This window comes from Mucispirillum schaedleri ASF457 (assembly GCF_000487995.2).
Taxonomy (GTDB): domain Bacteria; phylum Chrysiogenota; class Deferribacteres; order Deferribacterales; family Mucispirillaceae; genus Mucispirillum; species Mucispirillum schaedleri.
Window position 1 is genome coordinate 2,083,092 of the sequence record NZ_CP097562.1, and the last position, 13,107, is coordinate 2,096,198.

At 33.3% G+C, this 13,107-nt stretch carries 14 protein-coding genes; all 14 read left to right on the forward strand.

Going from position 1 to position 13,107, the window contains the following annotated elements; translation table 11 throughout:
* Positions 1-4: 4 nt before the first annotated feature.
* The 14 genes from thyX to N508_RS09825 all read left to right on the forward strand — a co-directional run bounded on the left by thyX (position 5) and on the right by N508_RS09825 (position 13,103).
* Positions 5-721: an FAD-dependent thymidylate synthase gene (gene thyX / locus N508_RS09760; RefSeq protein WP_023276892.1), complete on the forward strand. Its 717-nt coding sequence runs from the start codon at positions 5-7 to the stop codon at positions 719-721.
* A 159-nt stretch (positions 722-880) separates the two neighbouring features.
* Positions 881-1,813, forward strand: a complete 933-nt coding sequence (locus tag N508_RS09765; RefSeq protein WP_023276893.1) for a DUF1385 domain-containing protein — start codon at positions 881-883, stop codon at positions 1,811-1,813.
* Positions 1,814-1,832: 19 nt separating this feature from the next.
* The gene (gene prfA, locus N508_RS09770; RefSeq protein ID WP_023276894.1) at positions 1,833-2,900 is read left to right on the forward strand and encodes a peptide chain release factor 1; all 1,068 of its coding nucleotides are present in this window, start codon (positions 1,833-1,835) and stop codon (positions 2,898-2,900) included.
* 2 nt (positions 2,901-2,902) lie between these two features.
* Complete coding sequence (prmC, locus tag N508_RS09775) at positions 2,903-3,727, forward strand: peptide chain release factor N(5)-glutamine methyltransferase (RefSeq protein ID WP_023276895.1); 825 nt, start codon at positions 2,903-2,905, stop codon at positions 3,725-3,727.
* Entirely contained in the window at positions 3,727-4,989 is a 1,263-nt protein-coding gene (gene murA / locus N508_RS09780) for a UDP-N-acetylglucosamine 1-carboxyvinyltransferase (RefSeq protein WP_023276896.1), read from the forward strand. The genes prmC and murA overlap by 1 nt, the downstream gene beginning before the upstream one ends.
* The gene (hisG, locus tag N508_RS09785) at positions 4,982-5,605 is read left to right on the forward strand and encodes an ATP phosphoribosyltransferase (RefSeq protein WP_023276897.1); all 624 of its coding nucleotides are present in this window, start codon (positions 4,982-4,984) and stop codon (positions 5,603-5,605) included. The genes murA and hisG overlap by 8 nt, the downstream gene beginning before the upstream one ends.
* Before the next feature lie 5 nt (positions 5,606-5,610).
* Complete coding sequence (bamA, locus tag N508_RS09790; RefSeq protein ID WP_023276898.1) at positions 5,611-7,887, forward strand: outer membrane protein assembly factor BamA; 2,277 nt, start codon at positions 5,611-5,613, stop codon at positions 7,885-7,887.
* A gap of 117 nt (positions 7,888-8,004) precedes the next feature.
* Positions 8,005-8,532, forward strand: a complete 528-nt coding sequence (locus tag N508_RS09795; RefSeq protein ID WP_023276899.1) for an OmpH/Skp family outer membrane protein — start codon at positions 8,005-8,007, stop codon at positions 8,530-8,532.
* 14 nt (positions 8,533-8,546) lie between these two features.
* Positions 8,547-9,557 (forward strand): UDP-3-O-(3-hydroxymyristoyl)glucosamine N-acyltransferase, encoded by a 1,011-nt coding sequence (gene lpxD / locus N508_RS09800; RefSeq protein WP_023276900.1) that lies wholly within the window; start codon positions 8,547-8,549, stop codon positions 9,555-9,557.
* On the forward strand, positions 9,547-9,993 hold the full coding sequence (gene fabZ, locus N508_RS09805; protein WP_023276901.1) for a 3-hydroxyacyl-ACP dehydratase FabZ: 447 nt from the start codon (positions 9,547-9,549) through the stop codon (positions 9,991-9,993). Before lpxD ends, fabZ begins: the two co-directional genes overlap by 11 nt.
* 14 nt (positions 9,994-10,007) lie before the next feature.
* Positions 10,008-10,784 carry an acyl-ACP--UDP-N-acetylglucosamine O-acyltransferase gene (gene lpxA / locus N508_RS09810; protein ID WP_023276902.1) on the forward strand — a complete coding sequence of 259 codons (777 nt, stop codon included), beginning with the start codon at positions 10,008-10,010 and terminating at the stop codon, positions 10,782-10,784.
* Positions 10,785-10,871: 87 nt separating this feature from the next.
* Positions 10,872-11,843 (forward strand): Gfo/Idh/MocA family oxidoreductase, encoded by a 972-nt coding sequence (locus tag N508_RS09815; RefSeq protein ID WP_023276903.1) that lies wholly within the window; start codon positions 10,872-10,874, stop codon positions 11,841-11,843.
* A 7-nt stretch (positions 11,844-11,850) separates the two neighbouring features.
* The gene (lpxI, locus tag N508_RS09820) at positions 11,851-12,315 is read left to right on the forward strand and encodes a UDP-2,3-diacylglucosamine diphosphatase LpxI domain-containing protein (RefSeq protein WP_023276904.1); all 465 of its coding nucleotides are present in this window, start codon (positions 11,851-11,853) and stop codon (positions 12,313-12,315) included.
* Positions 12,315-13,103 carry a prepilin peptidase gene (locus N508_RS09825; protein ID WP_023276905.1) on the forward strand — a complete coding sequence of 263 codons (789 nt, stop codon included), beginning with the start codon at positions 12,315-12,317 and terminating at the stop codon, positions 13,101-13,103. The genes lpxI and N508_RS09825 overlap by 1 nt, the downstream gene beginning before the upstream one ends.
* Positions 13,104-13,107: the final 4 nt, after the last annotated feature.

Genomic DNA, 13,107 nt, shown 5'->3' on the forward strand with positions numbered 1-13,107 from the left:
TTAAATGCAAAAAAATACAGAATTAAAAGTAGAACTCTTGCAGCATAATGCAGAGCCAGAAATGATAGCAGCACTGGCAGCTAAACTTTGCTACTCTGGAGCAGAGCTTTCTGATTTGCAGAAAAAAGTGTCTAGTGCGGAGCAGACTGATTTTATACAAAAATTAATTGGTATGGGTCATTTTTCTGTTTTTGAGCATATTTCCTTTTCATTTGGCATAGAGGGTGTATCTCGTGCATTAACTCATCAGCTTGTCCGCCACAGGCTTGCAAGCTATTCACAGAAATCTCAGCGTTATGTTAAAGCAGGAGCTGAATTTCCATATATTATACCGCACACTATTAAGAATAACAGTGAAGCTCTTGAAATTTTTAATAATGCTATGAGCCAGATAGCAGAATGTTATAATAAACTTTCTGCCCTTGATATTCCATCAGAAGATGCAAGGTATGTGCTGCCTAATGCATGTGAAACAAAAATTATTGTTACAATGAATGCAAGAGAGCTTTTACATTTTTTTGCATTAAGGTTATGTAACAGAGCTCAGTGGGAAATAAGAGAGCTTTCTGATAAAATGCTTGCTTTATGTTATGATACAGCACCTGCTGTATTTGAAAAAGCAGGTCCCGGCTGTTGTAATAAAGGCTGCACGGAAGGAAAATTTACCTGCGGTCAGGCTGCACTTGTTCGCAAGCGTATAGCTGCTCTTAAAAAACATTAGCGTCCCTTATATATTTCATATTATTATTCTTGAAGAAAAAGTGTCTTTTTGTAAAAAAGGTATTTATTATTGTATTAATTCAACTAATATTTAAAGCAGATTTTTAAGAAATTTAAAAAAAGTAGTATATTTTAATGAAATAATAAAAAGGTGAGTAAAATGAGTGAAAAAAAGAAAAATATAGGAGGGCAGGCTGTCATAGAAGGTGTTATGATGAGAGCACCGAATAAGTTTGTTATAGCTGTCCGCCAGCCTAATGGCATAATTGCAGTTAAAAGAGATGATATAAAGCTTGATTCCAATAAAATATTAAAGAAACCTATTCTTCGTGGATTAATAGGTCTTTATGATGCATTAGTATTAGGAATAAAAGCATTGAATTTTTCAGCAGAGAAAGCAATGCCTGATGAATTTGAAAAAGAGGGTCAATCATCTAAATTAGAAACTTTTTTTTCAATGGGTTTAGGTTTGCTTTTAGGTATATTATTATTTTTATATCTTCCGTTACAGCTTACTGAATTATCTAAAAAACTGTTTCCTATTGTTGAGCATTCTTTTTTAGTGTTTAATTTTGTAGACGGTGTTATAAGAATAATATTTTTTGTGCTTTATTTGTTAATAATATCTCAAATGAAAGATATAAAAAGAGTTTTTTCTTATCACGGAGCAGAACATAAGTGCATATTTACTTATGAACAGGGTCAGGAGTTAACAATTGAAAATGCAAGAAAAATGAGTAGATTTCACCCAAGATGTGGCACAAGTTTTCTGCTTATTGTGTTAATTGTTTCTATTTTTGTATTTTCATTAATCCCAAAAGATTCTCATTTTTTAATAAAACTTTCTTCACGGATTATTTTTATGCCGCTTATAGCAGGCATTAGCTATGAAATACTTAAATTAAGCGGCAGGTATGCAGATAATTTTATAGTAAAAATATTAATAGCACCGGGGCTTTGGCTTCAACATATTACTACAAGAGAGCCAGATGATTCCATGCTTGAAGTTGCTATTGTATCTATTAAAGAGGCTTTAAGAAAAGATGATGATGAAACATATCAAAAGCCTGAAAATGTGGAATATTGTAATTAATATTAGGAGATAAAAGAATATGTATGATAAATTAGAGGAAGTAGCTGCACGGTATGACGAATTAACTGCCATACTTTCTGACCCTGAAATATTAAAAGACCAGAATGCTTTTGCAAAATATTCAAAAGAGCATGCAGAAAAACGACCTATTGTAGAAACTTTTTTAAGATTAAGAGAAGTAAAGCAGTCATTAGAAGATGCTTATGAAATATTAAAAGGTGATGATAAAGAATTAAAAGAGCTTGCAGAAATGGAAATAGAGGAATCAAAAGAGACTATTCCTGCTTTAGAGCATGAATTAAAACTTCTTCTTTTACCAAAAGACCCTTATGCAGATAAAAACATATATCTTGAAATAAGGGCAGGCACAGGCGGCGATGAAGCATCACTTTTTGCTGCAAATCTTTTTAGAATGTATACAAGATATGCAGAGCTTAATAGATGGAAATTTGAAATTGTTGAAATGAATGAAACAGGTGTTGGCGGTTATAAAGAGATAATTGCTGCAATTCGTGGCAAATCTGTATACAGCAAGTTAAAATATGAAAGCGGCGGTCATCGTGTGCAGCGTATTCCAGATACAGAATCTTCCGGCAGAATACATACTTCTGCATGCACTGTTGCAGTTCTTCCTGAAGCAGATGATGTGGAAGTGCAGATTGAACCAAAAGATTTGCGTATTGATGTATACCGCTCAGGTGGTGCAGGTGGTCAGCATGTAAATACTACTGATTCAGCAGTTCGTATTACTCACCTGCCTACAAATATAGTGGTTACATGTCAGGATGAAAGAAGCCAGATAAAAAATAAAGAAAAGGCTATGAAGTTATTGAAGTCAAGACTTTTAGAAGAAGAAATCAGGAAAGCAGAAAATGAGCGTTCTGAAGAAAGAAGACTTCAGGTTGGCTCAGGAGACCGCTCTGAAAGAATAAGAACATATAACTTTCCACAAAACAGGCTTACAGACCACAGGATAAATTTAACAGTATACAGCCTTGATAAAGTTATGGAAGGCGAACTGGAAGATATTTTAGAAGCATTGGCATCTTATGATCAGGCTGAAAGATTAAAAAGTGCTGGATTATAATATTGATTGTCAAAAGCTTTATAAAAAGGGCAGAAAAATATAATCTGCCTGTTTCTCAAGTTTATGATTTAATATCCTTTATGCTTGGTATAGATTATTCTAAGGCAAAGTATGCTCATAATAAAGAAATAGATAATGAAAAGGCAGAATATGTATTATCGCTTCTTGAAAAAAGAGAGCCTGCTGCATATATAACAGGCAGGCGTGAGTTTTACGGCAGAGAGTTTATTATAAACCATAACACTCTTATACCGCGGGTAGAAACTGAGATATTAATTGAAGAAGTAATTAAAAGATACAGACGGGCAGAAAATATAGAGCTTATAGATATATGTTCTGGAAGCGGAGCAATAGGTTTAACTTTAATGCAGGAGCTTAATATATCTTTTTTAACACTTTTAGATATAGATGATAAAGCACTTGAAGTATCAAAACAAAATGCAGATAAATTTAATATTACAAAAAATATAGAATTTGTATGCAGTGATATATTAAACTATACTACTAAACAAAAATATGATATAGTAGTCTGCAATCCTCCATATATATCAGAAAATGAATATGATTTATTGCAGGAAGAAGTAAAAAAAGAGCCTTATCATGCCTTAGTTGCAGATGATAATGGGCTGATTTTTTATAAAAAAATATTGAGTAATTTTGAAAATTTGTGTAAAAGTAACGGAATAATATTTTTTGAAATAGGGGCATATCAGGCAGGCAGTATTTGTGATTATGCTGCTGAATGTAACCTTTATGCAGAGTGTGTGAAAGATTACATTAATAATGACAGAGTAATTGTAGTTAAAAACAGTAAAAGAGGTATTTAATGGAAAAACTGATTATAGAAAGCTGTCCAGCATTACATGGCGAGGTGGTAATAAGCGGTGCAAAAAATTCATCACTGCCTATTCTTGCTGCAACTATTTTAGCAGCAGGCAGATACCATATAAGCAATATTCCAGCTTTAAGAGATATAAACACAATGTTTAAACTTCTTAAAAATGCTGGTATAGAGTCCAGTTTTGAAAATAACAGTGCTGTTTTAATAAATAATGATACAGAAGATTTTGAAGCACCTTATGAGCTTGTGAAAACAATGCGTGCATCTATTTTAGTATTAGGTCCGCTGCTTGCAAAAAAAGGCAAAGCAAAAGTATCACTTCCCGGAGGATGTGCAATTGGAGAAAGACCAGTTGATTTGCATATTGCAGCTCTTGAAAAAATGGGTGCAAAAATAGAAGTAAAAGATGGTTATATATTTGCTGAATGTGAAAAATTAACAGGCATAGAAATAATATTTGATAAAGTAACAGTTACAGGCACAGAAAATATTATGATGGCGGCAGCAATAGCTGAAGGAACAACAATATTAAAAAATGCTGCACAAGAGCCAGAAGTGCAGGATTTAGCAGATTTTCTTCGTAAAATGGGTGCTGAAATTGAAGGTGATGGAACAAATACAATTACTATACATGGAGTTTCTAACCTCCACAGTGCAGACCATCAAGTTATGGCAGATAGAATTGAAGCAGGCACATTTTTATGTGCTGTAGCAGGTGCAGGCGGCGATATTACATTAAAAAAATGTCCTGTATATGCTCTTGATGCTGTAATAGAAAAACTTCGCCTTGCAGGTCTTGAAGTAAATATTATTGATAATGAAACAATTAATGCAAAAATGAATGGTAAAATAAAAGCAGTAAATGTGCAGACAGCACCATATCCTGCTTTTCCAACTGATATGCAGGCTCAATTTATGGCAGTAATGCTTAAAAGTGACGGGGTATCAGTTATAAATGAGTCTATTTTTGAAAACAGATTTATGCATGTTCCAGAGCTTAAAAGAATGGGAGCAGATATATCATTAAATGATTCAAATGCAGTAGTAAAAGGTGTGACAGCTTTCAGTGGTGCACCAGTTATGGCATCTGATTTAAGAGCCAGTGCAGGGCTTGTTATAGCTGCACTTATGGCAGACCATACAAGCTCAGTGCATAGAATATATCATTTAGACAGGGGTTATGAAGGTTTTGAAAAGAAACTTAACAGCCTTGGTGCAAAAATAGTCAGGACAGAAGATAATGAGTAATACAATACGAGTAGCACTGCCAAAAGGCAGACTTGCGGAAGAAACTCTTGAATTATTTATAAAAAAAGGTATTTGTAGAGATGATGTTGTGGATTTTGATTCCAGAAAGCTTATTTTTACAGATGAAGAAAATGATATAAGTTTTTTATTAATTAGAAATACTGATATACCTGCTTATGTAGAATATGGGGCTGCTGATTTTGGTGTTGCAGGAAAAGATGTGCTTGCAGAAAGCAAAAGCCCTCTTTATGAGTTTATGGATTTAGGTTTTGGCTTTTGCAGGCTTTGTTCTGCAGGCATTGCAGGCAGAGATAATTCTTACAGGCAGAATATGAAAATAGCTACAAAATATCCACATATAACAAAAGAGTATTTTGCTAAAAAAGGTATTATGGTAGATATTATTAAACTTTACGGCTCAATAGAGCTTGCACCAATTGCAGGTCTTTCTGATTTGATTGTGGACTTAGTATCAACTGGAGAAACAATGCGGAAAAATGGCCTTTGTGAAGTGGAAACTATTATGGAATCAACTGCACGCCTTGTTGCAAATAAAAGTTTATCAAGAGCAAAGCATGTGCGAATAAAAGAAATTTTAAACTTACTGGAGCAATAATTATAATGACGAAAAGAATATGGCTTATTTTTTTTACAGCTGTTATTGCAATAATATCTTTTAATATAAATAATATTTATGCTGCTGTTATAGATGAAGTTCGTTTTGAAGGAAATAAACGAATTCCTGATACAAGAATTACTCCATACCTTATAAAAGCTGGTAACGAGTTTGATATTAAAGAATTTAATGAAAGCATAAAAAAATTATATGGCACAGGTCTTTTTTTAAATATAGATGGTGATTTATCTGTTGATGGTGATAAATTTGTTTTAACATATATTCTTGAAGAAATGCCTATTGTTGGAAGTATTATATTTAAGGGTAATAAGGAAGTAAAAAATTCTAAGTTAAAGGAAGATTTTCCATTTAAAACTGGTTCAGTATTAAGTTTTGCAAGTCTTGAAAAAGCTCTAACAAAAATCAAAACAGTATATGAAGAAGAAAATAGATATGGCACTAAGGTAAATTTTAGAATAGAGCCAAGAACAGTAAACAGTGTTGATATTTATTTTGATATAGAAGAAAAACCAAAGGCGAAAATTTATAATATTTATATATATGGCAATGATAATATAACACGAGATGCAATAATTGCAGCTATTCCAACAAAAGAGCGTGGCTTCTGGTCTTTTATTACAAGCAGTGGTAAAATATCACAGGAAATGATGGATGCAGATAGAGAATTAATAAGAATGCTCTATCTTGAAAAAGGTTATGCAAAAGTATCTGTTGGTCATCCTGAATTAGTTTATGAAAAAGATGCTCCAGATAGAGCAAGCCTTTATTTCAGAGTGCAGGAAAACGACCAGTATTTTGTCCGCTCTGTAGACCTTATGGGTAATGAAAAACTTTCAAAGGAAGAGCTTTCAGCATATATTAAATTAAAGCCAAAAGATGTGTTTAATATTAGACAGTATCAGGAAGATATTGCAAAACTTACAGAAGCATATACATCTATTGGTTATGCTTATGCCAATGTGGAGCCTGTAATTAACCTTGATGATGAAACAAAAGAAGTTGATATTACATATAAAGTGGAAGAAAGTTTCCTTGTTCATATTGGCAGAATAAATATTAAGGGCAATACCGTTACAAATGACCGTGTAATAAGACGGCAGATAGACCAGATGGAAGGGGCTCTTTATAACAGCCGTCTTATCCGTGAAGCAAAAGCTAATACAATGGGAACTGGCTATTTTGAAAATGTGCAGATAGCTGAAAGAAATGTTACAAAAGATGTGGTAGATTTAGATGTAACAGTAAAAGAGCAGTCCACAGGCACATTTAGTTTAGGTGCAGCTTATTCAACAATAGATGGTCTTTTAGGTATGGTGCAGTTATCCCGTAATAACTTTATGGGATGGGGACATTCTCTTTCATTAAGAGCAGAAATATCTCAGGAAAGAATGGACTTTTATTTCAGCTATACAGACCCATGGCTTTTTGACTGGCCAGTGTCAGCTGGTATTGATTTATTTTCTCTTGAAAGGGAATGGTATGAATACAGCAGGCGTTCTATTGGTGGAGCATTGCGTTTAGGGCATTCTATTATAAAACGCAGACTTTTTATGAATTATAGATTTTCTATTTATACAGTAGATATATTTGATATACAGGACGATGCATCTTACTATGTAAGACAGCAGCAGGGTATGCTTGAAACACACAGTTTTTCTCCATCTATTATGTGGAACAGTCTTGATAATCCAATGGACCCTACAAGAGGAAATAAAAGCCAGCTTTACTTTGATTTTGCAGGCAGTTTTTTAGGTGGTGATGCTCAGTTCTTTAAAATAGGTGCAGAAACTACTCAGTATTTTCCTGTGGCTTTAAATGGTGCACTTGGCTTTATGCTGCATGGCGAAGCTGGCTATATCACATCTATTAAAGATGGAGTGCCTTTACCTATAGACGAAAGGTTCCGTCTTGGTGGTATTAACAGTGTCCGCGGATATGATTATGGTGATATAAGCCCTATTGACAGAGATGGTCACAGATATGGCGGCGATGCATATTATCAAGTAAATGCAGAGTTTATTTTCCCTATTAAACAGGATATTAAGTTAAAAGGTGTAATATTTGTAGATATGGGACAGGCAGTAGATACTAAAACTGAAAATTATTTTGGCAAAATGCCGCTTTTTACTGCGGGTGTAGGTTTAAGGTGGGTTACACCTATGGGACCTTTTAGGATAGAATGGGGTTATAAACTTAATAGAGAAGCCCATGATACTTCACAGCCATATAAATTTGAATTTTCTATTGGTGGAACATTCTAAGATAATTAATAAAATTAATTTTCTTAAAAACTTGCCTGTGTTGAAGATTTATGCTATAACTATTAGAAATATTTAATAAAAATAAATAGATTAGAATACAAAAAATAGGAGATTACAATGAAAAAATCTTTATTATTAGTAGTTTTATTTTGCTTTTTAGCAGCTAATACTGTTTTAGCACAGGGAAAGACAGCTGTTATTGATATGCAGGCAGTTACATTACAGTCAAAGGCAGGTATGAAAGCTGTTGAAGAATTAAAAGCATTAGAAGAAGGAGCTGTTAAAAAATTACAGTCAAAAGATGCAGAAGTTAAAAAGCTGGCAGATAGTATTAATAAACAGAAAGCATCACTTTCTACAGCAGCTCTTCAAGATAAAAACATTGAATTAAACAAAAAAAGTGTTGAACTTGAAAGGCTGCAAAAAGATTTACAGACAGAATTGCAAACTAAACAGGCTATTAAACTTGATGAACTTTTTAAAGAATTAGACCCAGTTATATCTGACTATGCAAAAGAAAAGGGATATGATATTATTTTCATTAAGCGTCCAGATATTATGGCTTATGCAAACCAGTCAGTAGATATTACAAGTGATATAATTTCAAGATTTGATATTAAATGGTCAAAAAAAGGAACTAAATAAAAGGTAAGCTTTTCATGGCACATCATAATATAAAAGTTAAACTTTCTAATATAGCCACTTTATTAGGCGGCTCTTTGCAGGGAGAAGATATTGAAATTACTGGTTTCTGCACTCCAGAAAATCAGGAAAGCGGCTCAATATGTATTATTTCTTCAAAACAGTATCTTAAATATGCAAAAGAAGGTGCAGCATCAGCATATATTGTAACAGAAGGCTTAAATATTGAAACAGATAAGCCTTTAATTATTGTTAAAGATGCAAGACCTGCACTTGTTAAAATCTTGTCATATATTTATCCAGCAGAGCAGGTTAAGCAGTATATTTCAAAATTTGCAGCATTAGATGAAAGTGCAGTTATTGCAGAACCATGTCATATTGATAATTTCGTATCAATTGGTAAAAATGTTCGTATAGGTAAAAATACAAAAATTTATCCTAATGTAGTTATTGGTGATGATGTTACAATAGGCGAAAACTGCATAATATATGGCAATGTTACTTTGTATGAAAATATTACTATTGGAAATAATGTAATTATTCATGCAGGAGCAGTTATTGGTGCAGATGGCTTTGGGTTTATACCTGACGAAAATCCTATAAAAATTCCACAAAAAGGCACTGTTATACTGCATGATTTTGTAGAAATTGGTGCAAATGCCTGCATAGACAGGGCAACAATTGGCTCTACAGAGATAGGTTTTGGAACAAAACTTGATGATTTAGTTATGGTTGGTCATAACACTCATCTTGGTAAAGCATGTTTAATTGCAAGTCAGGTTGGTTTCAGCGGCAGTATTAAAGCTGGAGATTTTATTATAGCAGGTGGTCAGGTTGGTTTTGCAGACCATATTACAATAGCCTCAGGCTCAATGTTTGGCGGTCAAAGTGGAGTGCCAGCAAGTATTGAAAAAAAAGGTATGTATCTTGGCACACCTTGTATGGAGTTTGGCAGGTTTGCGAAATCTCATGCAGTTTTTCAGGAGCTGCCTGAATTAAAACGGAGGGTTAAGAATCTTGACAAATAGAATAATAGAAATAGATGAAATAAAGCAAATACTTCCTCACAGGTATCCATTTTTACTTGTGGATAGAGTTACAGAAATAACTGATAATAAGATAACTGGTTATAAAAATGTGACAATAAATGAAGAATTTTTTAATGGTCATTTTCCAGATTTTCCTGTTATGCCGGGAGTATTAATTATAGAAGCCCTTGCTCAGATTTCTGGTATATTTGGAATTTTAAAAATGAAAGAAGACGGCACATATAAAGAAGGACTTAAAACATTATTTACAGGTATAAATAATGTTAAATTTTCACACCCTGTAAGACCGGGGGACAGACTTATACTGGAAGCAGAATTTGTTAAGCAGAAAATGGGTATCTGGTGGTTTAATGTTTTTGCAAAAGTTGATGATAAATTAGCTGTAAAAGCTGAATTATCTGCAGCCTTAAAGTAAATCAGGGGGAATATATGGCAATACACCCAAGTGCAGAAGTGCATAAAAGTGCAATAGTAGCAGAAAGTGCAGAGATAGGCAGAAATGCTTATGTTGGACCACATTGTGTAATAGGTGAAAATGTAAAAATAGGTATGAATGCAATAGTAGAATGTCATACAGAGATAGGGGACAGAACTATTTTATCTCCAAATGCACATGTGGGTGGTGCACCGCAGGATTATTCCTTTAAAAATGAAGATACAAAACTAATCATAGGCACAGACTGTCTAATTAGAGAATTTGCTCCAATTCACAGAGCCACCACAAAAGAAGACTGGAAAACAGTGATAGGCAATGGCTGTATGATTATGGCTTTATCACATATTGGACACGACTGTAAATTTGGAAATAATGTTACACTTGTAGCATCTATGATACCAGGTCATGTTCATATTGATGACTATGTATTAATTTCTGGCTATGCAGGAATACATCAAGGTGTTCATGTTGGCACAATGGCTATGGTTGCAGGTATGAGCCATATTTCATTAGATGTGCCGCCATACTGTATTGCAGCAAACCCAGTTAAAGGCAGAATTGCAGGGCTTAATGTGGTTGGTTTAAAAAGGCGTGGAGTATCAAGCGAAGCTAGACGAGAGCTTGCTCGTGCTTTAAAAATATTTCTTGACAGGTCATATACATTAGATGCTGCAAAAGAAAAATTAAAAGAATTAGAACAGTTTAATGAAATTGTTACTTTTAGAAATTTTATAGAAGAATCTTCCCGCAGAGGAATAACAAGAGTTTAGTTGTTTATATTTGCTGCACTGTTTCATAAGCAGTATTTTCTGACTGGATAATGATAAATATTGGTATTCACTTATAGAGGTGTTAATATGTTGAATGTAGGTTTAATCGGACTTGGTAAAATGGGAAAATATCACTTAAATTTATACAGTGATATTAGTGATGTTAAATTGATGGGTATTTGTGATGCAAACCCTGATTTAGTAAATGAATTATCAGAAAAAACTGGTGTGCAGGGTTACACTAATTATAAAGAAATGTTTCCTTATGTAGATGCAGTCACTATTGCAGCACCAACAAGATTTCATTATGAGATAGCTAAAGATTGTCTGCTTGCAGGTAAACATTTACTTGTAGAAAAACCTATTACAACTAACTATGACCATGCTCGTGAGCTTTTTGATATTGCAATATCAAAAAACTTAGTTCTCCATATTGGTCATGTGGAGCGTTTTAATGGTGCAGTGCAGGAAATTAGGAAAATTACAGAAAACCCAAGATTTGTGGAAACAAAAAGGGTTGCTCAGTTTAATCCTAACTTTAAAGCAGATAGTATTGTTCTTGATTTAATGATACATGATATTGACATAGTGTTAAATCTGATTGGCAGTCCTGTGAAAGCAATTCAAGCTGTGGGCTCAAAAGTTCATACTGATTTAGCTGATTTTGCATCAGTAAATATTGCTTTTGAAAATGATGCTGTTGCAAATTTATATGTGAGCCGTATGAGCCAGATAAAAGAAAGGTTTATGACAGTTTATGAAGATAATGCTCTTTATAAACTTGATTTTACTACTCAGGATATAAATATTTATCGTCAGGGGCAGACTCAGCAGACTTTTAGTGAAAAAGAATTACGATATAAAAATGAATTCATACAAGAAAGGTTATTTGTATATAAAGAAAATCCATTAAAAAGCGAAATAATGCACTTTATTAACTGTGTAACAGGTAAAACAAAAAGAACAGTTACTGTTGAGCATGATTTACTTTCATTAAATGTTGCTCTTAAAACAGATGAACTTTTACGCAAAGGCATATTTGGGCAAGTAGAGTTATAGTAAATATATGGAGCAAAAAAATCAGGCACCAATAACTGCAGGCATTTATTCAAAAGTAAAGCCGGATAAAAAAATATTATCAGATACTGCTTTTGGATACTATATCAGTAAAGATATAGGCAGAAATGATGCAGGTCAGACTGTTGTTGTAAAAAATAATACTATAATGGCAGTTGAAGCATTTGAAGGCAGGCTTGATACTATCAGCAGAGGCTGTCATTTTGCAAATGGAAAAGCTGTAATAGTTATTTCAGGCAAGCATTCTAAAAGTGACGAAAGTATAAATCCATTAATAGATTTATCTCTTTTACGATATGCTTTAGAGTGTGGCAGCAAAGCTGTTGCTCTGGAAGCTGAAAGAGTTACTGTATCAAATCTTAAAGAATGTATAAATTATGCAGTAAAAAGTGGGCTTGTTTTTTTTGCATTTAATGGCACAGAAATATTAAGATATATGAAAAAGAGCAGCTGATGAATGTGTTATTAATTATTTTTATTGGCATTATTGGTTTAGTTTTTGGCAGCTTTATGAATGTATTAATAATGCGTGTGCCAAAAAATATCAGCATAGTAAAGCCTTCGTCATTTTGTCCACAGTGTATGGAAAATATTTCATGGAAAGATAACATACCAGTAATCAGTTATATTTTATTAAAAGGCAGATGCAGGCACTGCAAAAAAAGTATACCCATAATGTATCCGCTTACAGAAATTCTTTCATCACTTCTATTTGTTGTAATTTATTTAAAGTTTGGTTTATCATTAATGTTTTTTAAGTATGTTATATTTATATTTTTAGTTCTTGTAGTTTCACTAACAGATATATATACATCTACTGGAGATTTTGAAACTGGTATGATACCAACAGTTTATATTGCACTTGGTATTTTAGCAGGGCTTATATTTGCTTTCTTTGAAGGCTATACTGCTTATTATCTTGCAGGTATTGCAGCGGGATATTTAGTGCTTTTTTTCCCAGCTTATTTTTATTCTCTAATCAGGCATAAAGAAGGTATGGGGGAAGGTGATTTTATGTTTTTTGCAATGGCAGGTGCTTTTACAGGGCTTGGTTCAATACCTGCTATTTTAACTTTTGCAGCATTTTTTGGAATAGTGGCAGGTATAGTAGTGGTGACAGTAACAAAAGATAGAAACTATCCAATACCTTTTGCACCAATGCTTGGTGTATCAGCTATAATATATGTATTTTTTGAGGAACTGCTTAACAGTTACAACTGGAGCAGTTTTATAATAAATTAATTTA

Coding starts and splice junctions, on each gene's coding strand:
- lpxA (WP_023276902.1), top strand. CDS start 10,008: ATGGCAATACACCCAAGTGCAGAAGTGCATAAAAGTGCAATAGTAGCA.
- hisG (WP_023276897.1), top strand. CDS start 4,982: ATGAGTAATACAATACGAGTAGCACTGCCAAAAGGCAGACTTGCGGAA.
- prfA (WP_023276894.1), top strand. CDS start 1,833: ATGTATGATAAATTAGAGGAAGTAGCTGCACGGTATGACGAATTAACT.
- murA (WP_023276896.1), top strand. CDS start 3,727: ATGGAAAAACTGATTATAGAAAGCTGTCCAGCATTACATGGCGAGGTG.
- N508_RS09825 (WP_023276905.1), top strand. CDS start 12,315: ATGAATGTGTTATTAATTATTTTTATTGGCATTATTGGTTTAGTTTTT.
- lpxD (WP_023276900.1), top strand. CDS start 8,547: ATGGCACATCATAATATAAAAGTTAAACTTTCTAATATAGCCACTTTA.
- bamA (WP_023276898.1), top strand. CDS start 5,611: ATGACGAAAAGAATATGGCTTATTTTTTTTACAGCTGTTATTGCAATA.
- lpxI (WP_023276904.1), top strand. CDS start 11,851: ATGGAGCAAAAAAATCAGGCACCAATAACTGCAGGCATTTATTCAAAA.
- N508_RS09795 (WP_023276899.1), top strand. CDS start 8,005: ATGAAAAAATCTTTATTATTAGTAGTTTTATTTTGCTTTTTAGCAGCT.
- thyX (WP_023276892.1), top strand. CDS start 5: ATGCAAAAAAATACAGAATTAAAAGTAGAACTCTTGCAGCATAATGCA.
- N508_RS09765 (WP_023276893.1), top strand. CDS start 881: ATGAGTGAAAAAAAGAAAAATATAGGAGGGCAGGCTGTCATAGAAGGT.
- N508_RS09815 (WP_023276903.1), top strand. CDS start 10,872: ATGTTGAATGTAGGTTTAATCGGACTTGGTAAAATGGGAAAATATCAC.